This is a genomic window from Actinacidiphila bryophytorum, assembly GCF_016916835.1.
Lineage (GTDB): Bacteria > Actinomycetota > Actinomycetes > Streptomycetales > Streptomycetaceae > Actinacidiphila > Actinacidiphila bryophytorum.
Genome location: NZ_JAFFIX010000008.1, coordinates 30,515 through 48,768, shown reverse-complemented (window position 1 = coordinate 48,768; position 18,254 = coordinate 30,515). Strand labels below are relative to the sequence as shown.

The following is an 18,254-nucleotide window of genomic DNA, read 5'->3' as shown; positions in this document are numbered from 1 at the left end:
ACGCGCAGGGCAGCAACGACCGGGCAGCACCGCTGAGGGAGGCCCCCCATGACGCGTTACGGCTACTTCCTGTCCTGCGAGGAATTCGCCCCGCGGGACCTGCTGGAACAGGCACGGATGGCCGAGCAGGCCGGCTTCACCGCACTGGCAGTCTCCGACCACTACCACCCGTGGATCGACGAGCAGGGGGAGAGCCCCTTCGTCTGGTCGGTGATCGGCGCGCTGTCCCAGGTCACGTCGCTGCCGGTGACCACGCTCGTGACCTGCCCGACCGTGCGCATCCACCCCGCGGTCAACGCCCAGGCCGCGGCCACCGCCGCCGCCATGCTGGAGGGCGGCTTCCGCTTCGGCATCGGCACCGGCGAGGCCCTCAACGAGCACATCACCGGCCAGGCCTGGCCGGACGCACCGGTGCGCATGCAGATGCTGGAGGAGGCGGTGCAGGTCATCCGCAAGGTCTTCACCGGCGAGCAGGTCACCCACCGCGGCCCCCACTACACCGTGGAGAACGCCCGCCTCTACACCCGCCCCGACGAGCCGCCGCCGCTTTACGTGTCCGGCTTCGGTCCGCTGGCGGCAGCCACGGCCGGCCGGGTCGGCGACGGGTTCGTCACCATGAAGCCCGACGCCGACCTGGTCGCGAGCTTCCGGCGCGGTGGCGGGGGCGACAAGCCCGCCGTGGGCGGCCTGAAGGTGTGCTGGGACACCGACCGGGACCGCGCGATCGACACCGTGCACCGGCTGTGGGCCACCGAGCAGCTGCCCGGCGAACTCAACCAGATCCTGCCCACCCCCGAGCACTTCCAGCAGGCCCGCACCCTCGTCGACCGCGACACCGTCGCCGCGGCCGGCACCTTCGGCGACGACCCGGACGAGCACCTGGCGGCCGTCCGCGCCTACGCCGAGGCCGACTTCGACGAGGTGTACGTCGGCCAGGTCGGCCCCGACCAGCGCCAGTTCTTCGACGCCTACCGCACCAAGGTGCTCCCCGCCCTCCAGACCGCCGCCTGAGCGCCCACCGGCGCCCCGCCGATGTTTCGCACCGGGCGAGGCGGTTACCCGCCAGATATGACCCATCAGGACGAATTGCCAGTACCCGCCCCGATCTGCACCCCCGAGCCCGGGCCTGCCCCCTCCAGCTCCCAGCTGCCGGCGGAGCAGGTGCCGGCGGCGCGGGGGGAGCACAACGTCAGCGGCGACCCCAGCGTGCGGGCCGCCGCCACGGTCGCGGCGAACACCGCCCACCTCGCGCGGGTGCTGCGCGACGCCCCCCACCCGCCGAGCTGACCGGCCGTGAGTCCCGCCCGCGTCCGGACGAGAGGAGCCGACGTGACGTACCAGGCCCCCACCGTGCAGGCACCGTCGCTCGCGCCGGCGCTGGACCGGGTCTGGCGCCTGCCCGGCGTCTACCGGCCGCAGGCCGACACCGCGCTGCTCGCGGCGGCGCTGAGCCGCGAGGTCGTACCGGGCAGCGACGTGCTGGACGTCGGCACCGGCAGCGGCGCCCTCGCGCTGTACGCGTCCCGGCTCGGCGGGCACGTCGAGGCCGTGGACATTTCCTGGCGCGCCCTCGCGGTGACCCGGGTGAACGCCCTGCGGGGCGGGCACAGCATCGAGGTGCACCGGCGCGACATCCGCCGTCCCGGGCGCCGCGCCGGCGGGCGCACCTACGACGTCGTCGTCAGCAACCCTCCGTACGTGCCCGCCGGGCGGGCCGCCGCGGCGCACCGGGCCGAGCGCGCCTGGAACGCCGGCCCCGACGGCCGGCAGGTCGTGGAGGCGCTGTGCACGGCGTCCGCGCGGCTGCTGCGGCCCGGCGGTGTGCTGCTGATGGTGCACTCCGCGCTGTGCGGCCCGCAGGCCACCGTCGACCAGCTGGCCGCCCTGGGCCTGTCGGCCCGCGTCGGAGCCCGCACCCGGGTCCCGCTCGGGCCGGTGCTGCGCTCCCGGCTGCCCTGGCTGCGCGCCCGCGGCCTGCTGGCGGCGGCCGACGACGAGGAGGAGCTGGTGGTGATCCGTGCGGAACGCCGATGAGCACGCGCAGTCCCCGCGGCCGCGCCGGATCACCGTCGAGCGCGGCGGCCCGGTCGTGGTGGAAGGACCGGTCGAGGTCGTCACCGACGACGGCACCGTGGCCGTCTCACGGCGCTTCGCCGTCGCGATCTGCACCTGCCGGCGCAGCGCGACCTACCCGTGGTGCGACACCAGCCACCGCGCCCGCCGGCCGCGCCCGACAGGCCGGGAAGAGGACGGCGGGCGGTGACCGCGACGGTCCGGCGGTCCGGCGCAGGGGAGCCCGCGCTTCCCGCACCGCGCGGCCCGCTCTCCCACGGTGTGCTCCGGGCGCTGCGCACCGGGCGTGAGCCCGGCCCCGCCCTGCACGGCCGTGCCGCGGACGCCGACCCCTACGGCGACGACCTGCACCTGGCCCTGTACGTGCTCTACGAGCTGCACTACCGCGGTTTCGCGGGCGTCGGCGGCGACCGTGAGTGGGACCCCGCCCTGCTGGCCGTACGCGGCGCCCTGGAGGACCGCTTCCTCGCCGCGCTCCGCCGGGACGTGCCGGGGCCGCGGACACCCGCGGAGGTCTTCGCGGAACTGCTCACCGAGCCCGCCGACCCGGCCGGCTCGGTCTCCCACCACCTGCGGCGGCACGGCGACCTCGACCACTTCCGCCAGTACGCCGCCATGCGGTCGCTCTACCACCTCAAGGAAGCCGACCCGCACGCCTGGGTCCTGCCCCGCCTGCACGGGCAGGCCAAGGCGGCCATGGCCGCGATCGAGTACGACGAGTTCGGCGCGGGCCGCGCGGACCAGGTGCACGCGCGGCTGTTCGCCGACCTCATGGCCGACCTGGGACTCGATCCCGCATACGGCCGCTACCTGGACCGGGCGCCGGCCGAGATGCTTGCGGTGGTCGACCTGATGTCGCTGCTGGGCCTCCACCGCGACCTGCGCGGCGCACTGGTGGGCCACTTCGCCTGGGTCGAGGTCACCTCCTCGCCGGGCTCCCGGCACCTGGCGGCCGGCCTGCGCCGCGCCGGGGCGGGTGCGGCGGCCCAGCGCTTCTACGACGAGCACGTCGAGGCCGACGCGGTGCACGAGCAGGTCGTACGCCACCAGGTCGTGGACGGACTGCTGTCCGCAGAGCCGGAGCTGTCCGCCGACGTCGCCTTCGGCGCGGACGCCACGACCTACCTGGAGGACCGCCTGTCCGCCCGCCTGCTGGCCGCATGGGGCGACGGCCGCTCCGCACTACGCTGCTGAGCCGCAGCTCAGCCGGGGGCCAGCCGCGCCGCCGCCTCCAGCATCATGGCGTGCACGAACGCCTGCGGCAGGTTGCCGTGCATCTCGCGCTGCGCCACGTCGTACTCCTCGGCGTAGAGCCCGGCCGGGCCGCAGGCCGCCCGGTTGCGTTCGAACCAGCGGTACGCGGACCCGGTCCTGCCCTGCTGCTGCTCGGCCATCGCGACGACGAAGCCGCACATCACGAACGCGCCCTCGGCGTGCGCGAGCGGGCGCCCGTCGTGCCGGAAGCGGTAGGCGAAGTGGTCGTCGGCCAGCTCCGCCAGATACCCGTCGAGCGTCGCCGTGCTGCGCGGGTCGTCCGCGGGGACGGCGCCCCGCAGCGCGGGCAGCAGCAGGGCCGCGTCCGCCCGCGGGTCGTCGGGGGCGCGCTGCCAGCGGCCCGACGGGTGCAGGCCGCCCCGGTCGGTCGCGGCGACGATCGCATCGGCCAGCGCGTTCCAGCGGGCCGCCCGCCGCGCCGGTGCGCCCGCGCCCGCCAGTGCCCGCAAACCCGCCGCACAGACCAGGCGGCTGTGCGTCCAGTGCCGCGGCGACAGCTCCCAGATGCCCGCGTCCGGCTCCTGCCACCGCTTCCCGACGGCCTCGGCGGCGGTCAGCGCGGCCTGCCACCCGTCCGCGTCCAGCCGCCCGTGCCGGGCCGCGGCGGCGAGCAGCAGCAGGCACTCGCCGAAGGCGTCCAGCTGGAACTGCCCGCTGACCTGGTTGCCCACCAGGTCGAAGCCGCCGGGATAGCCCGGCAGGTCCAGCCGCCGCTGCCCGGGGATCGGCAGTCCCCCGCCGGTGTACGCGGGCCGCAGCCGCGCACCGTCCTCGGCCAGCCGGGCGGTGACGAAGCGCACCGCGTCGTCCAGCAGCGGGTACGCGCCCGCTGCGGCGACCGCCTGGCCCGCATAGCACTGGTCGCGGATCCACACGTACCGGTAGTCGTAGTTGCGGCCCTCCTCGGCCCGCTCGGGCAGGCTCGTCGTCGCGGCGGCCACCATGCCCCCAGCCCGGCCGGTGAGGCCGCGCATGACGGCGTAGGCACGCCTGGCGTCGCCGGGTGCCAGCGCATGCCCGAGGCCGGGCACCGCGTCGCGCCACGCGGCCCGGGTCGCCGCCCAGGCACGCCCGGGGTCGGGCGGTTCGCCCTCCAGCGGCCGGTCGGAGAACTCCAGCACCAGATCGCACCCTGTGCCGGGCGACAGCGCGAGGTCCAGCTCCAGGCCCCCGTCGACCGGGCGCGCACCCTCTGCGGCCCCGGACCAGCGCAGCCACAGCCCGCCCGCCCTGCCGTGCCACACACCGTGCTCGTCGCGCCGCACATCGCGCAGCGGCCCGTCGCCGAAGTCCGCGGCCGGCTCCAGCAGCGCCCGCAAAGCCGCCGGGCGTTCCTGGGGCAGCACCCGGCGCAGCAGCACGGCCCGGTGCGGGTCGCCGGGGAATGCCAGCGCCTCCCGGCACTCCACGACCCCGTGGTCGCGGGTGACCCACCGGCTGTGCCAGATCAGCGAGCCCTCCTCGTAGTAGCCGCCCGCGACGTAGCGGCCCACCGGCGCCAGCGCGTACCCGCCGCGCCCGCCGATCAGGGACGAGAAGACGGCACCGGACTCCCAGCGCGGCGCGCACATCCACACGTACTCGCCCTGCGGCCCGAGCAGCGCACCGCGCTCCCCGTCGGCCACGAGGGCGTAGTCGCGCAGCGACCGGGGTCCGAACGGATCCAGCCCGCGGCCCTCGTCCGGCCCGTGCTCCGCGGAGCTCCTCCGTCCGCTCACCGCGCTCCTTCCGCCACCGCCACAGACCCACCGGCTTTCCCCGGCACCGGGCGCCAAACCCCGGCCCCGGAGCCGGGCGGTGAATGCGGCCTCCCCCACCGGGTACCCGCCGGGGTGAGCGGGCACCCGCTCACCGGACCGGGCGAGGGAGGCGCACATGGCGCACGACGGGACTTCCGGCCGCGGCGCGGCGCTCTTCGACGTCGACGGCACACTGATGGACACCGTGCAGCTGCACACCGTCGCCTGGTGGGAGGCGCTGCGGCAGAGCGGGCGCACCGTGGCGATGACCGACATCCAGCGGGCCGTCGGGATGGGCAGCGACCACCTGCTCGACGCCCTCGCGGGCGAGGACCGCGACCGTGCGGGGGACACCGCGCTGACGAGCGCACACGACGCGCTCTACGCCCAGTTCTGGTCGCGCCTGGCGCCGCTGGAAGGCGCCGCCGACCTGCTGCGGGCCTGCGCCGGCCGCGGCCTGCGGGTCGTCCTGGCCTCCTCCGCGTCGGGCAAGGAGGCCGACGTGATGCTCCAGTCCCTCGGCGCGGGGGACGCCGTCGACGCGGTCACCACCGCCGACGACGTCGACTCCAGCAAACCCGCGCCCGACATCGTGCGCCAGGCGCTCGACCGGGCCGGTGTGCCGCCCGGACGTGCCGTCTTCGTCGGGGACGCGGTGTGGGACCTGGAGTCCGCCCGCAAGGCCGGCGTGACGGGCCTGGGCGTGCTCACCGGCGGCGGCTACTCACGCGAGGAGCTGCTGGAGGCCGGCGCCGCCCGGGTCTACCGCTCGCCCGCGCACCTGCTCGGGCAGCTGGACGCCTGCCCGCTCGGACGGCTGACCGCCCGGGACTGAAGGGTCCCGGGCGGTCAGAACACCAGGTTGTCGGCGCAGGGCGTCAGGGCAGCGTGTCAGGGCTGGAAGAGCATCTTGACGGCGCCGTCCTCCTTCTTCTGGAACGTCGCATACGCGTCCGGCGCCTCGTCGAGCGGCACATGGTGCGTGGCGAAGCCGTCCACGCCCAGCGGGTCGTCGTCGGTGAGCAGCGGCAGGATGTCGTCCGTCCAGGCCCGCACATTGGCCTGCCCCATGCGCAGCTGGACCTGCTTGTCGAACATCGTGAGCAGCGGCAGCGGGTCGGCCGCACCGCCGTAGACACCGCTGACCGAGATGGTCCCGCCGCGCCGCACCAGCGCGATGGCCAGGTCCAGCGCGGCCATCCGGTCGACACCCGCGACCTGCATGAGCTTCTCCGCCCACGACGAGGGCAGCAGGCCCGCCGCGGTCTGCGCCAGGCGGGCCGCCTGGCTGCCGTGCGCCTCGGTGCCGACCGCGTCGATCACCGCGTCAGGCCCGCGCCCGTCGGTCAGGTCCTTGACCGCGTCCACCAGGTCGTCGCGCGAGGTGTGCTCGCGCAGGTCGAGGACGGTCACCCCGTCGGCGCGCGCCCGCTCCAGCCGCTCCGGCACCAGGTCCACGCCGATGACCGTGCCGACGCCCAGGTGCCGGGCGATCCGGCAGGACATCGCGCCGATCGGGCCGAGCCCGAGCACCGCGAGGCTGCCGCCGTCCGGCACGTCGGCGTACCGCACCGCCTGCCAGGCGGTCGGCAGCACGTCGGAGAGGTAGACGAAGCGGTCGTCGTCGGGGCCGTGCGGCACCTTGATCGGGCCGAACTGCGCCTGCGGGACCCGCAGATACTCCGCCTGCGCGCCCGGCACCGCCCCGTAGAGCTTGGTGTAGCCGAACAGCTGCGCCCCCATGCCGTACTCGGTGACCTGCGTGGTCTCGCACTGCGTGGGAAGGCCGCGCGAGCACATCCAGCAGGTGCCGCAGGCGATCTGGAAGGGCACCACCACCCGGTCGCCGGCCTTGAGGTTGCGCACCGCGGGACCGGTCTCCTCCACGATGCCCATCGGCTCGTGCCCGAGGATGTCACCCGGTGTCATGAAGGGCGTCAGCACCTCGTACAGGTGCAGGTCCGAGCCGCACAGCCCGGACGAGGTGATGCGGATGACGGCGTCGGTGTCCTCCTGGATGCGTGGATCGGGGACGTGCTCCACCCGGACGTCCCGCTTGCCGTGCCATACGGTGGCGCGCATTGCTGCACCTTCCTCCGGACGTGCCTGTCGGCTGGTCTCCCGGCCGCCCCCGGCCCGTCACCGGACCCCGGCGGCCTCCAGTGCGGCTGCCCGGCGCATCCACCGCGAAACGGAACGTCTCCGGGTGTTTTGCCCGATCTTGCGGGAAAATGCGTGTCCACAGGGCGCAGGAGTCCGACACCCCCACCCCCGGAGGGCACCATGGCTGTTCGCCACCACCTGGGTCAGACGCCCGCGCGAGGAGGTGTGGGCGGTCCTCGCCGACCGCAGCGCCTACGCGGACTGGGTCGCCGGGACCTCGCGCTCGCACGGCGGTACGGGGGAGTGGCCGCAGGAGGGGGCGAGCCTGGAGCACGACGTCGAGCTGGGGCCGTGGTCGGTGTCCGGCACCACCGTCGTACGCGAGCAGCAGCGCCCCGCCCGGCTCGCCCTGGAGGTCGACAGCGGGGGCGCCGTCCACGGCGCCCCCGGCGCGAACGCCGCCCGGGCCGCGATGTCGCTCCCGCCGGTGAACGCCCTCGCCAGCCGCGTCCAGCGGGGCCTGGCCGGCGGATGACACCGGCACCCATGGTCCGCGGCTCGCGGGGTAGCCGAACGGTGTCGGGGGCCGGCCGGGAGAACGGCCGGGGACCTTCCAGGAGCGGAGGAGACCACCGTGTTAAAGGCCATCGCAGACGTCCTCAGGTCGGTCGGCAGCGCCGTTGCGACCGTCATGACGCTGCCCTTCCGGGCGCTGGCACGGCTCTTCGGCGGCGCGTCGGACACCGCGCACGGACACCACTGACCGGGCGGGGGTGAAACTGTGAGCACGTATCGGAACGCGCAGGTCACACCCGATCTGCCGCCCCGGACGGCGACCCCCGACCTGCAGGGCCAGGGCGGTCCCGGGCCGGCCGGCGGGCGGTCGTCCCAGGACGCGGGGCCCGCCCGCGGAGCCCGCCGGCCGGCGGAGCGGGCGCCGAGCCGGGACGAAGGCCAGCCGCGGCGGCGGTGACGCCGCAGGCACGGCGCAGGCCCGCGAGGGCCGTCCACGCGCCGGCCGCACATGCAGAAGCACGCAGAAGCACACAGAAGTACAGCAGAAGCACGGAGAGACAGGCAGAAGCACGGAGAAGGGGTGAAGGCCGGTGAGGACGACCACGACGGCCGGGACGGTGCTGCGGCACGCCCTGCCCGATCCCGAGGAGCCCGGGCGCGTCCTCGCGCTGATGGGCCGCGTCGAGCGGGCCGAGCCGCTCGACGCGCTCGCCGAGGCGCTGCGGCGCGCGGTCCGCGCCGTCCCCCTGGGCAAGGGCAGGGACCTGCTGCACGGCCGCTGGCTGGGCCACCCGGTGCACCCCGTGCTGGTGGAAGTGCCCGTCGGCGCCTGGATCTCGGCGGCGGTGCTCGACTCGAAACCGGGCGGCGGCCGCGCCGCGGGGCTGCTCGTCGCGGTGGGACTCGCGGGGGCCGTGCCCGCCGCTGCCGCCGGGCTCGTCGACTGGGCCGAACTGGAAAGGCCGCAGGCGCGTGTCGGCCTGCTGCACGCCGCACTGAACGTCGGCGCCGTCACGTGCTACAGCGCATCCCTCGCGGCGCGGCTGACCGGCCACGGGCTGCGCGGGCGGGCGTACGCGCTCGCCGGGCTGTGCACGCTGGGCGTGGCCGCCGCGGCCGGCGGCCACCTGGCGTACCGTCAGGCGGCGGGCGCCAACCACGCCGAGGACGTACCGCACCTCGTACCGCCCGGCTGGACCCCGGTCGGCCCCCTCGCGGAGATCCCGCACAAACAGCCGGTGCGCCGCATGGTGGGCGAGGTGCCGGTCGCGGTGGTCCGCGACGGCGACGGTTCCTGCCGCGCCCTGGCCGACCGGTGCAGCCACGACGGCGGCCCGCTGTCCGAGGGGAGCGTCGAGGACGGCTGCCTGCAGTGCCCGTGGCACGGCAGCTCCTTCCGCCTCGCCGACGGCTGGAACGCGACCGGCCCGGCCACCGCCCCCCAGCCGGTCTTCGACACGCGCCTGCAGGACGGCCAGGTGTACGTACGCCTGCGCACCCCGCCGCCCGTGCGGCACTGAGCGGCGTGCCGCCGCCGGCGCACAGCCCGGACGCACCACCGCGAGGAAGGACGGACGAGGCCGATGAAGCCGGCGACGGACCGCATCGCAGAGCCCCGGGGCGCCAGAACACCCTTCCCCGCAGGGGGCCGCCGGCCGGAGCGGGTGGACACCCAGCCGGCCGACGGCGTCGAACCCGAGGACGTGGAGGCGTGGGTCCGCTCCGCCTCGCTGCTGCACTCCAACGGCGACGCCATGGACATCGCGGTCGCCGGCGGCCGGATCGCGGGGGTGCGCGGCAGGCGGGCCCTCGGCCTTCGAGGCGTGGAAGCGGTGCATCGCCGGCCGCCCCTGCGACTACTCGGGCCTGTCGCACGAGCGGCTGCGCGCCGCGCCCAGCGGCATCCAGTGGCCGTGCACGGCACGGCACCCCGACGGCACCGAGCGCCTGTACGCCGGCGGCACCTGGTGGGCGCACCCCGACGTGTGCGAGACGTACGGCAAGGATCTGCTGAGCGGTGAGGCGGCGGGCGAGGACGAGTAGCGCTCGCTCAACCCCGAAGGCAAGGCGGTGCTGCGCGCTGCCGCCTACGCGCCCCCGCCCGAGACGCCGGACCGGGACCACCCGTTCTGGCTGGCCACCGGCCGCACCATCCACCACTTCCACACCCGTACCAACACCGGCCGCGTCCCGCAGCTCGACGCCGCCGCACCCGACGTGTGGGTCGAGGTCAGCAGCGCCGACGCGGGCCGGCTCGGGCTGGCCGAGGGCGACCTCGCCGAGGTCGGCAGCCCCCGCGGCACGGTCCACGCCAGGGTCAGGGTCAGCGGCACCCGGCCCGGTGTGCTGTTCCTGCCCTTCCACTACGGCTACTGGGACGTACCCGGCGGCGCCGAAGGCTCCGGCGCCCACCGGGCTGCCAACGAGACCACGATCACCGACTGGGACCCCGCGTCCAAGCAGCCGCTGTTCAAGACGGGCATCGCCGGCATCCGGCTGACCAGACGCGGCGACGGCCGCCCCGCCCCCGCCCCGTCGACCGCGGCCTCCGCCCCCGTCACCGGCCCCGCGCCGCCGGCTGCCGACGGGCGGTGAAGGCCGGGGAGGCGGTCACCACCGCATGTCGTCGACGGCGGTCAGGCGCGCGCCCATGTTGCGCTCCATCATCCGCAGCGCCGCCTCCGCCAGGTCGGCGTGGATGTGTGCGACGGCGTCGCGCAGCACGGTGACCTCCAGGTGCCTGATGTGCGCGTCCAGCGCCGAGTACAGCACGCACTGCTCGGTGGCCTGGCCGCACAGCACGATGTGGCCGATGCCCTGCTGCTGGAGCAGGTACTCGAGCGGCGTCTGGTAGAAGACCGAGTGACGGGCCTTCACCACGAAGAGCGACTCCTCGTCGGGCAGCAGCGGCTCCACCAGCTCCGCGTGCGGGCCGTCCAGCGCGGCGGCCACCAGCTCGTCGTGGTGCGAGCGCCAGCGCCCGAAGTTGTCGTTGACGTAGATGACCTCCACGCCGTGCCCACGCGCGCCCGCCAGCGCACGGGTGACGGCGGGCAGCACCTCCCGCACCGACTCGACCAGCAGGTCCGCGTCCGGATGGCCGTAGGTGTTGATCATGTCGACCACCACGAGCGCGCAGGCCTTGCCACCTTCCATGACGCCATCCTGCCGCGGACCGGCGGGCGCCGCCGCGGGGGCCGTGCCCCCAGGTGGTCCACTCGCGTGTGCGGGTTGCCGCCGGGCACCCGAGGCTGGGGGCATGGCAGAACAACGTGCCCGCTCGTCCAAGCCCGCCGCCCGCCCAGGCAGCACCCGCTCCACGCGGGTCAAGGGCGCCGAGGACGCCGCCCAGCGTGCGGCCCGCGGCCTCAGCAAGCTGATCGGCCACACGGCCGAGGGCTGCTCCGAGGTCGCACCTGCCGACGACCACGGCTGGCGCGTGTGCGTGGACGTGGTGGAGGTCCCGCGGATCCCCGACACCACGAGCCTGCTGGCGACCTACGAGGTGGACCTGGCCGGTGACGGCACGCTCCGCGGCTACCGCCGGGTCCGCCGCTACCGCCGGGGAGCCGTCGACGCATGACCCAGCCGAGCGGGCTCCGCAGGGAGTCCCCCCGACCGAAAGAAGCGTGCCGCCGTGACCGTCATAGCCGATGAAGTCGTCTGCGCACCCCGCGCGGGCACCCTCTACGACGTCCTGGACCTCATCCTCGACCGGGGCATCGTCATCGATGTCTTCCTCCGGGTGTCCCTGGTCGGCATCGAGATCCTGAAGGTCGACGCCCGCATCGTCGTGGCGAGCGTGGACACCTATCTGCGCTTCGCCGAGATCTGCAACCGGCTGGACCTCGACCACGACTCCACCAGCCGCACCGTCCCCGAGCTGTTCGGCGGGGCCGGCTCCGTGGGCCGCGCCGGCGCCAAGAAGGCCGCGCACTCGGTGGGCGGCAAGGTCAAGGACGCACTCGGCATCAGCGACGGACACGACGACGAGGAGGAGGACCGCAAGCCGGCCAGGCGCCGCAGCTCCGCCAAGTCCTCAGGAAGCAAGACCCGTTCCCGGCACCGCGACGACGAAGGCTGACCACGCGTGAGCATCTATCTGTACGGAGTGACACGGGCCGAGGTGCCCGTCCCCCGCGACGCCCGCGGTGTCGGCGACCCCCCGGGCAAGGTGCGCAAACTCGTCGCGGGGGACCTGGCAGCCGTGGTCGGCGACGCCCCCGAGGGCCTGCGCGCCCGCCGCAGGTATGTGCAGGCCCATCAGAGCGTGCTGCTCGCGGTGGCCGCCGCGGGTCCGCTGCTGCCCACCCGCTTCGGCGTCGTGGTCGCCGACGAGGCGGCGGTGACCGCAAGGCTGCACGCCGACGCCGCCGGCTACACGTCGGCACTGGAGCGGGTGGCCGGCCGCTGCGAGCTGAATCTCAAGGCGTCGCCGGTGGAAGCGGGGCTCGCCGACCTGGTCCGCTCGGACCCGCGCCTGCAGCGGCTGCAGCAGGAGAGCCGGCGGCGTCCCGGATACGACGTGAGCATCAGGCTCGGCGAGGCCGTCATGGCCGGCCTGCGGCGGCGGGCCGCCGGGGCCGCGCAGCAGGTGGCAGCGGCCCTCACGGCATTGGCCGACGAGGTGGCGCCGGGCCCCGACGTACCGGGCTGCGTCCTCAACGCCTCCTTCCTGGTCGCCGCGGACCGGGTCGCCGCATGCCGTGCGGCCTTCGACAGCGCCGCGGAAAAGCTCGCCGACCGCGCCGAACTCCGGCTCACCGGACCCCTGCCCTGCTACAGCTTCTCCGGGCTGCCCGCTCCCGCCGGGGCCTGACATGGGCGTACTCAAGGGCCTGCTCTTCCTGCCGCTCGCCCCGGTCCAGGGGGTCAGCTGGATCGCCGGCGTCCTGCAGGACGCAGCGGAGGCCGAGATGTACGACCCCGCCGTGCTCCGTGCGCGGCTCGCCGCCCTCCACCGCGCCTACGACGAGGGCGAGATCGACGACGAGCGGTTCGAGGCGGCGGAAGAACGGCTGCTCGACCTGCTCGACCGCCCGCTGACCGGCGGCAGATGACGCCCCACCCCGCGAAAGGTGCTCGTTGATGAACAGTACGTGCAGGGCCGCGATCGCCGCGGCAGTGGCCGGCGGATACGTCCTCGGGCGTACGCGCAAGGCGAAGATGGCCTTCGCGATCGGCACCTTCCTGGCCGGCCGCCGTTTCGGACTCACACCGGCGGCGCTCGCCGCGGAAGGACTGCGCCAGCTGCGGGAGAGCCCCCAACTGGCCGGGCTGCGCGAGCAGATCGGCGGGGACCTCCTGGACGCCGCACGCGCCGCGGCGTCCACGTCCGCCGACCGGCGCTTCGCCGCCTTCGCCGACACGCTCCGCGAGCGCGGGCGCGAGGACCTGCTGGGGGAGCCCCCGCAGGACGAGGCGGACGAGGCCGGCGAAGCGGAGGAGGAGGACGAGGAGGAGGCGGCGCAGGACTCGTCGGACCGCCGCCAGGCGCCCGCCAAGGGCCGGAAGAAGGCGCCCGCGAAGAAGGCGGCGGCCAAGAAGTCTGCCGCGAAGAAGACCCGGTCAGGGAAGACCGGCCCGGCCAAGAGGACCGCGAAGAAGACCGCGGCGAAGAAGACCGCGTCGAGCCGGTCGCGGTCCACGACGAACCGGCGCGGGAGGTAGGCGGACATGGCCAGGCAGAAGGAGAAGCCGAGCGCCCCCACCGGACTGGACGACCTCCGCGAGGAGTTCGGCCACTTCCTGAGCGATGTGACGCAAGGGTGGGTCGACAAGGCGAGCGACAAGGTGTCGGACCTGACAGACCGGCTCTCCGACATCGCCGAGGGCAAGGGCGGCGGCGAGGACGGCGGCAAGGGCGGCGGCCTGCTCGGCATCGGCAGCCGGGTCCTGCACGGCGACTCACCGCTCAAGGCGGCGGTCGGCCAGAAGGCCAAGGACGCCAAGGACGCGGTGGTCGGCAAGGTCAAGGACGCCGTCGGAGGCGGCGGCGGAGGAGGCGGCAAGGGCGGCGGCATCAAGGCCGTCAACATCGTGGAGTCCATCGACGTCGGTGTGCCGCTCCGCACGGCGTACGACCAGTGGACGCAGTTCGAGGACTTCAGCGGCTTCACCAAGGGCGTGCACGGCGTCTCGCAGGAGGACGACACCACGACCACGTGGAATGTCAAGGTCGGCCCCTCCAGCCGCAGTTGGAAGGCGACCATCCAGGAGCAGATTCCCGACGAGCGGATCGTGTGGACGTCGGAGGGCGCCAAGGGCAGCACAACGGGCTGCGTGAGCTTCCACGAACTCGGTCAGAACCTGACCCGGATCCTGGTCGTGGTGGAGTACAGCCCCGCCGGCTTCTTCGAGAAGACCGGCAACCTGTGGCGGGCACAGGGCCGACGGCTCCGCCTCGACCTCAAGCACTTCGGCCGGCACATCACCCTCCACGCGGACGAGGAGTTGGAGGGCTGGCGCGGCGAGGTCCGCGACGGCGAGGTCGTCCGCTCCCACGAGGAGGGCCTGGAGGACGACGAGGCCGCTGAGGACGGCGAGAACGGCGAGAACGGCGAAGATTACGACGAGGACGAGGACGCCTACGACGAGGCGGACGAGGGGCCGGAGGACGAGGACTGGGACGAGGAGCCCGAGGAGGGGGAGTACGAGGACGGGGAAGACGCGGAGGACGAGGAAGAAGAGGACGAGGACGAGAACGAGCCGCGCAAGAGCCGGCGGGGTCGCAGATGAGCGCGCTCGACCACCCTGGCGCCACCGCCCCCTACAGCCCGACTCCGTCCACGGCGAACCTCGCCGACATCCTGGAACGCATCCTCGACAAGGGCATCGTCATCGCGGGCGACATCAAGATCGACCTGCTGGACATCGAACTGCTCACAATCCGGCTGCGGTTGTTCATCTCGTCGGTGGAGACGGCCAAGAAGGCCGGCATCGACTGGTGGGAGACCGACCCCGCCCTCTCCTCCCGCGCCGCGCAGAGCGCCCTGGCCCGGGAGAACGAGGAACTGCGCGGCCGGGTGGCCGAGTTGGAGGGCCGGCCGCCCGGCACCCCGAAGCGCAACCGGGCCAAGGAGAGCGCATGACGGCCACCGACGTGGGGCACCCCCGTACCGGCACTTCCGGCGGCGGCGCCATGGCCACATGCGTCTTCGCGGTCCTGCGGACCGGCGGGCGGCAGGCACCGGCGCTGACACCCGGCCATGCCGGCGGGGGAGCCGTCGGCCTCCTGCCGCTCCCGGGCGGCGACCTGCAGGCCGTCGTCCAGGACGTGCCGGCCGCGGACTTCACCCAGGAGGCGCTGCGCCGGCGGCTCGGCGACCCGCTGGAACTCGAGCGCTGTGCGCGCGCCCACCACGCCGTGATCACCGCGGCCGCGGCGGGTGGCGCCGTCGTACCCCTGCCGCTGGCCACCCTCTTCACCGCCTCAGGACGGGCGTCCGCCGCCCTGGCCGACCGGCGCGACCGCATCCTCGATGTGCTCGACCGGGTCGAAGGACGGGCGGAGTGGGCGGTGAAGGTCCACGTGGCGCAGCACGCCCCCGCGCCGCCGGCCGCGGACGGCAAGGACCCCGCAGCGGCCCCCGGCCGGCCAGGTGCGGGGGCCGCGTACCTCGCCCGGGTACGCGGCAGGGAGCGGGACCGGCAAGCCCGCCACGAGGCCCTCCTGCGCGTGGCGGGGCGTGTCCACGAGGCAGCCGCGGCCCACGCGGTGGCCGCCGTACGCCGGACACCGCACGGCACCGCGATCACCGGCAAGGACCGGCCCCAGGTGCTCAACGCGGCCTTCCTGGTGGACGACAGCAGGGCCACCGACCTGGTCGCCGCGGTCCGCGCCCTCGGCGGCGCGCACGCGGGACTCGACGTGCACGTCGAGGTTTCAGGACCCTGGGTGCCGTACTCCTTCACGAGCCTTGGCGAGGAGCCGTGACCGCCGGCGGCGACGTCGTCCCCTGGCTGGGTCCTGACAGTGGTGCGCCGCTCGGCGTGCCGCTGGTCGACCTGCTCGACCGGGTCCTGGCCACCGGCGTGGTCATCAGCGGCGACCTGGTCATCGCGATCGCCGACGTGCCGCTCGTCCGGCTGTCCCTGCACGCCCTGCTGGCCTCGGTCAGCGAACGGGTTCCCGCCCCCTGGAGCGACGGAGGACCGCTGTGAGCGACGTCCGCGTGGACCTCGACCCCGGGAACGCAGCCCGTGACCTGGTCTCCCTCGTCCTCACCCTGATCGAGCTGGTCCGTCAGCTCCTCGAACGCCAGGCCGTCCGCCGCCTCGACCAGGCCGACCTCACTCCCGAGCAGGAGGAGCGCCTGGGCACCGCCCTGATGCAGCTCGACGCGGCCATGGACGACCTGTGCGACCACCACCAGCTGCGGCGTGCGGACCTCAACCTCCACCTCGGCCCGCTGGGGCCGCTGCTTGCGGAACATCCCTGGTGAACGCCGTCCCCTCACCCGGCCAGGGCCGCTTCGACCTCCCGCAGGAAGTCGTCCAGGTCGTCCGGCCTGCGGGAGGTGACCAGAGCCCAGCCGTCCGTACCGTCGCTGACAACGGGGCTGTCCACCCAGTGCCCGCCGGCGTTGCCGATGTCCGTTCGCAGGGACGGGTACGACGTCAGCGTCTTGCCGCGCAGCACGTCCGCCTCCACCAGCGCCCACGGGCCGTGGCATATCGCCGCGACCGGGCGGCCGGAGCCGGCGAAGGCGCGGACCGCCTCGACAGCCGCGGGCTCCATCCGCAGACGGTCGGCGTTCAGCGCGCCGCCCGGCACCAGCAGCAGGTCGTACGCTGCGGTGTCGGTCCGGTCGAGGGTCGTGGTCGGATCGACCTCGCGCCCGGGATCCTTGTCGCCGACCAGCGTCCGCACCGGCTCGTCGGACACGGCCGCCACGTCGACCTGTGCACCGCCGCCCCGCAGGCGTTCGACGGGCACGACCAGCTCGTCCTGCTCGACTCCGTAGTTGGTGACCACTGTGAGTACCCTGCGTCCCCGAAGATCTTTCCCGGTCATGGGTCGTCACCTTCCGTGTACTGCGGCCGGAGGCGGCCAGGCCGCCGCCGAGGTGATGTGCGCGGATGCGCAGACGGCCTCAGGCAAGGCCCCGCTGCGGGCCGCGGCGGGCGCCGCCGCGCTGGTTGAGGCGTGCCGAGGCGCGGTCGTTGAGGGCGCTGCCCCACGAGCGGAGCCTGCGCAGCACCGGCGGCAGGTCCGCCTCCGCCGCCGCCTCCACCTCACGGCCCGGCGCCATCGTGGGAACCCGGTCGTCGAACGGGGCGGAGGGCAGTGCCCGGGCCATCAGCGCGGTGAGCCGCGTGGTGAGGACCGGCGCCACTCCGCGGCCGAGGTCGGCCGCCTTCGCGGCCGGCGTGAGCACCAGACGGGTCCTGCGGCGCTCCACGGCCGTGACGATCCGCGAGGCGGCCCTGCGGGCGTCCATCGACAGCAGCGGGCTGCCGGCCGCGGCCGAGAACCACCCGAACTCCTGCTGCTGCCGCCCGCCGAACTCGGCCGCCACATGCGAGCCGGTCCTCATGAGACCCGGGTGCACCGCCGTGACGCTGACACTGCTGCCGGCCAGCTCGGCGTGCAGCCCGTCGGCCAGCCCCGCCACCGCGAACTTCGCACACGAGTACGGCAGCAGATGCGGTGCGGCCACCAGCCCGCCCACCGATCCGATCAGCGCGAGCCGGCCGCCTGCCGGGCTGCGGCGCAGCCGGGGCAGCGCCTCGAGCGCCGTGTGCACCGCGCCCATGAAGATCGTGTCGGACGCCGACGCGAAGTCCCGCGGCCCGAGCGCGTCGAGCGGCGCGACCTGGATGATGCCCGCGTTCGCCACGACCACGTCCAGGCCGCCCTGTGCCAGTGCCGCGTCCTGCATCAGGGCGGTCATCTGCCCGCGGTCGGCCACGTCGCACCGAGCAGTCCGCACGGCGGCGCCGGCCCGGTCGCGCGTCAGGTACTCGCGCGCCCTGTCCAGCTCGTCCCCGTCACGCGCCGCGATCGTCACGGCGCAGCCCCGCGCGACCAGCTGCTCGGCGATCAGCAGCCCGAGCCCGCGCGAACCACCCGTGACCACCGCGGAGAGCCCGTCCAGGGACCTCGTCCCGGCCGGGGCCAACATGCTGAGCATGACAAGTCCTCCCGGTGCTCCTCAGTGGCCGAGCGCCCTGCTCAACTCGGCCTTGCTCATCTGGGAGCGGCCCTTGAGATTGCGCTGCTTGGCCTCGTTGTAGAGCTGGTCCTTCGTCGGACCCTGCGACCCGGAGTGGGAGCGCTGCCCGCCGCGCCGGGACGAGGACATGTCCTTCGTCGAGGTGCGGCTCGCGGTCTTCGACTCACCCGAGCGCGCCCGCTCCTTGTTCACCGTGCGCGCGGCGATCTCCTCGGCGCGCTTCTCGGACTCGCCGCGCTGCTTGGCGCTGTCCTTGATGTGCTCGTACTGCCGCTCGCGCTTGGCACTCGATCCTCTGGGCATGGTGGCCGCCTTCCTGGGGCTTTCCCCGGCCTTTCCCGGCCGTCCCCTTCGCCTGCCCAGTGCAGTA

At 74.6% G+C, this 18,254-nt stretch carries 25 protein-coding genes and 1 pseudogene; 20 read left to right on the top strand and 6 right to left on the bottom strand.

All coding sequences use genetic code 11. The features are described 5' to 3' along the window. Positions 1-48 precede the first annotated feature (48 nt). Genes JT723_RS14060 through JT723_RS14040 form a run of 5 tightly spaced genes read left to right on the top strand, consistent with a single transcriptional unit; the run spans position 49 to position 3,267 of the window. The gene (locus JT723_RS14060) at positions 49-1,011 is read left to right on the top strand and encodes a TIGR03557 family F420-dependent LLM class oxidoreductase (protein WP_205044933.1); all 963 of its coding nucleotides are present in this window, start codon (positions 49-51) and stop codon (positions 1,009-1,011) included. A gap of 57 nt (positions 1,012-1,068) precedes the next feature. Beyond that, entirely contained in the window at positions 1,069-1,287 is a 219-nt protein-coding gene (locus JT723_RS14055) for a hypothetical protein (protein WP_205044932.1), read from the top strand. Positions 1,288-1,329: 42 nt separating this feature from the next. After that, positions 1,330-2,034 (top strand): HemK2/MTQ2 family protein methyltransferase, encoded by a 705-nt coding sequence (locus JT723_RS14050; RefSeq protein ID WP_205044931.1) that lies wholly within the window; start codon positions 1,330-1,332, stop codon positions 2,032-2,034. Continuing rightward, on the top strand, positions 2,018-2,263 hold the full coding sequence (locus tag JT723_RS14045) for a CDGSH iron-sulfur domain-containing protein (RefSeq protein ID WP_205044930.1): 246 nt from the start codon (positions 2,018-2,020) through the stop codon (positions 2,261-2,263). The genes JT723_RS14050 and JT723_RS14045 overlap by 17 nt, the downstream gene beginning before the upstream one ends. Then, positions 2,260-3,267: an iron-containing redox enzyme family protein gene (locus JT723_RS14040; protein WP_205044929.1), complete on the top strand. Its 1,008-nt coding sequence runs from the start codon at positions 2,260-2,262 to the stop codon at positions 3,265-3,267. The genes JT723_RS14045 and JT723_RS14040 overlap by 4 nt, the downstream gene beginning before the upstream one ends. Positions 3,268-3,275: 8 nt before the next feature. Here the strand turns inward: JT723_RS14040 and JT723_RS14035 are convergent, their stop codons facing one another. Further along, entirely contained in the window at positions 3,276-5,066 is a 1,791-nt protein-coding gene (locus tag JT723_RS14035; protein ID WP_251513133.1) for a glycoside hydrolase family 15 protein, read from the bottom strand. 157 nt (positions 5,067-5,223) lie between these two features. On the opposite strand from JT723_RS14035, the gene JT723_RS14030 reads away from it, so the two are divergent. Then, positions 5,224-5,922 carry an HAD family hydrolase gene (locus JT723_RS14030; RefSeq protein ID WP_205044927.1) on the top strand — a complete coding sequence of 233 codons (699 nt, stop codon included), beginning with the start codon at positions 5,224-5,226 and terminating at the stop codon, positions 5,920-5,922. A gap of 56 nt (positions 5,923-5,978) precedes the next feature. Here the strand turns inward: JT723_RS14030 and JT723_RS14025 are convergent, their stop codons facing one another. Beyond that, positions 5,979-7,169, bottom strand: a complete 1,191-nt coding sequence (locus JT723_RS14025) for a zinc-dependent alcohol dehydrogenase (RefSeq protein ID WP_205044926.1) — start codon at positions 7,167-7,169, stop codon at positions 5,979-5,981. 244 nt (positions 7,170-7,413) lie between these two features. Between JT723_RS14025 and JT723_RS14020 the strand changes: the two genes are divergently transcribed. From JT723_RS14020 to JT723_RS14010, 4 genes and pseudogenes are all read left to right on the top strand, one after another. Beyond that, positions 7,414-7,725: a hypothetical protein gene (locus JT723_RS14020; RefSeq protein ID WP_205044925.1), complete on the top strand. Its 312-nt coding sequence runs from the start codon at positions 7,414-7,416 to the stop codon at positions 7,723-7,725. Between the two features lie 99 nt (positions 7,726-7,824). Further along, on the top strand, positions 7,825-7,953 hold the full coding sequence (locus JT723_RS35755; RefSeq protein WP_251513131.1) for an LPFR motif small protein: 129 nt from the start codon (positions 7,825-7,827) through the stop codon (positions 7,951-7,953). A 343-nt stretch (positions 7,954-8,296) separates the two neighbouring features. Further along, positions 8,297-9,226: a Rieske (2Fe-2S) protein gene (locus tag JT723_RS14015; protein WP_372441305.1), complete on the top strand. Its 930-nt coding sequence runs from the start codon at positions 8,297-8,299 to the stop codon at positions 9,224-9,226. Positions 9,227-9,515: 289 nt separating this feature from the next. Further along, positions 9,516-10,301 (top strand): annotated as a pseudogene (locus JT723_RS14010) (molybdopterin oxidoreductase family protein); the annotation flags it as partial. A gap of 15 nt (positions 10,302-10,316) precedes the next feature. On the opposite strand, the gene JT723_RS14005 reads toward JT723_RS14010, so the two are convergent. Further along, on the bottom strand, positions 10,317-10,862 hold the full coding sequence (locus JT723_RS14005) for a cysteine hydrolase family protein (protein WP_205044924.1): 546 nt from the start codon (positions 10,860-10,862) through the stop codon (positions 10,317-10,319). Between the two features lie 103 nt (positions 10,863-10,965). Here JT723_RS14005 and gvpO point away from each other — a divergent pair, with 103 nt between their 5' ends. The 10 genes from gvpO to JT723_RS13955 are packed head-to-tail and all read left to right on the top strand — an operon-like array spanning position 10,966 to position 16,150. Continuing rightward, complete coding sequence (gene gvpO / locus JT723_RS14000; RefSeq protein ID WP_205044923.1) at positions 10,966-11,289, top strand: gas vesicle protein GvpO; 324 nt, start codon at positions 10,966-10,968, stop codon at positions 11,287-11,289. Positions 11,290-11,343: 54 nt separating this feature from the next. Further along, entirely contained in the window at positions 11,344-11,790 is a 447-nt protein-coding gene (gene gvpJ, locus JT723_RS13995; RefSeq protein ID WP_205044922.1) for a gas vesicle protein GvpJ, read from the top strand. 6 nt (positions 11,791-11,796) lie between these two features. Continuing rightward, positions 11,797-12,525: a GvpL/GvpF family gas vesicle protein gene (locus tag JT723_RS13990; protein ID WP_205044921.1), complete on the top strand. Its 729-nt coding sequence runs from the start codon at positions 11,797-11,799 to the stop codon at positions 12,523-12,525. Position 12,526: 1 nt separating this feature from the next. After that, positions 12,527-12,766 (top strand): gas vesicle protein GvpG, encoded by a 240-nt coding sequence (locus JT723_RS13985; protein WP_205044920.1) that lies wholly within the window; start codon positions 12,527-12,529, stop codon positions 12,764-12,766. A gap of 28 nt (positions 12,767-12,794) precedes the next feature. Next, the gene (locus JT723_RS13980) at positions 12,795-13,376 is read left to right on the top strand and encodes a hypothetical protein (RefSeq protein ID WP_205044919.1); all 582 of its coding nucleotides are present in this window, start codon (positions 12,795-12,797) and stop codon (positions 13,374-13,376) included. Between the two features lie 6 nt (positions 13,377-13,382). Further along, positions 13,383-14,444, top strand: coding sequence for an SRPBCC family protein (locus JT723_RS13975; RefSeq protein ID WP_205044918.1), 1,062 nt, complete (start codon positions 13,383-13,385; stop codon positions 14,442-14,444). After that, complete coding sequence (locus JT723_RS13970) at positions 14,441-14,797, top strand: gas vesicle protein (protein WP_205044917.1); 357 nt, start codon at positions 14,441-14,443, stop codon at positions 14,795-14,797. The genes JT723_RS13975 and JT723_RS13970 overlap by 4 nt, the downstream gene beginning before the upstream one ends. Then, the gene (locus JT723_RS13965; protein WP_240165598.1) at positions 14,794-15,642 is read left to right on the top strand and encodes a GvpL/GvpF family gas vesicle protein; all 849 of its coding nucleotides are present in this window, start codon (positions 14,794-14,796) and stop codon (positions 15,640-15,642) included. Before JT723_RS13970 ends, JT723_RS13965 begins: the two co-directional genes overlap by 4 nt. Further along, positions 15,639-15,869, top strand: coding sequence for a gas vesicle protein (locus tag JT723_RS13960; protein ID WP_205044916.1), 231 nt, complete (start codon positions 15,639-15,641; stop codon positions 15,867-15,869). The genes JT723_RS13965 and JT723_RS13960 overlap by 4 nt, the downstream gene beginning before the upstream one ends. Then, positions 15,866-16,150, top strand: coding sequence for a gas vesicle protein K (locus tag JT723_RS13955; protein ID WP_205044915.1), 285 nt, complete (start codon positions 15,866-15,868; stop codon positions 16,148-16,150). Before JT723_RS13960 ends, JT723_RS13955 begins: the two co-directional genes overlap by 4 nt. Positions 16,151-16,161: 11 nt before the next feature. Here the strand turns inward: JT723_RS13955 and JT723_RS13950 are convergent, their stop codons facing one another. The 3 genes from JT723_RS13950 to JT723_RS13940 all read right to left on the bottom strand — a co-directional run bounded on the left by JT723_RS13950 (position 16,162) and on the right by JT723_RS13940 (position 18,187). Next, entirely contained in the window at positions 16,162-16,722 is a 561-nt protein-coding gene (locus JT723_RS13950; protein ID WP_205044914.1) for a type 1 glutamine amidotransferase domain-containing protein, read from the bottom strand. 79 nt (positions 16,723-16,801) lie between these two features. Continuing rightward, positions 16,802-17,842, bottom strand: a complete 1,041-nt coding sequence (locus tag JT723_RS13945) for an SDR family NAD(P)-dependent oxidoreductase (RefSeq protein ID WP_240165597.1) — start codon at positions 17,840-17,842, stop codon at positions 16,802-16,804. 21 nt (positions 17,843-17,863) lie between these two features. Next, complete coding sequence (locus JT723_RS13940; protein ID WP_205044913.1) at positions 17,864-18,187, bottom strand: plasmid stabilization protein; 324 nt, start codon at positions 18,185-18,187, stop codon at positions 17,864-17,866. Positions 18,188-18,254 lie beyond the last annotated feature (67 nt).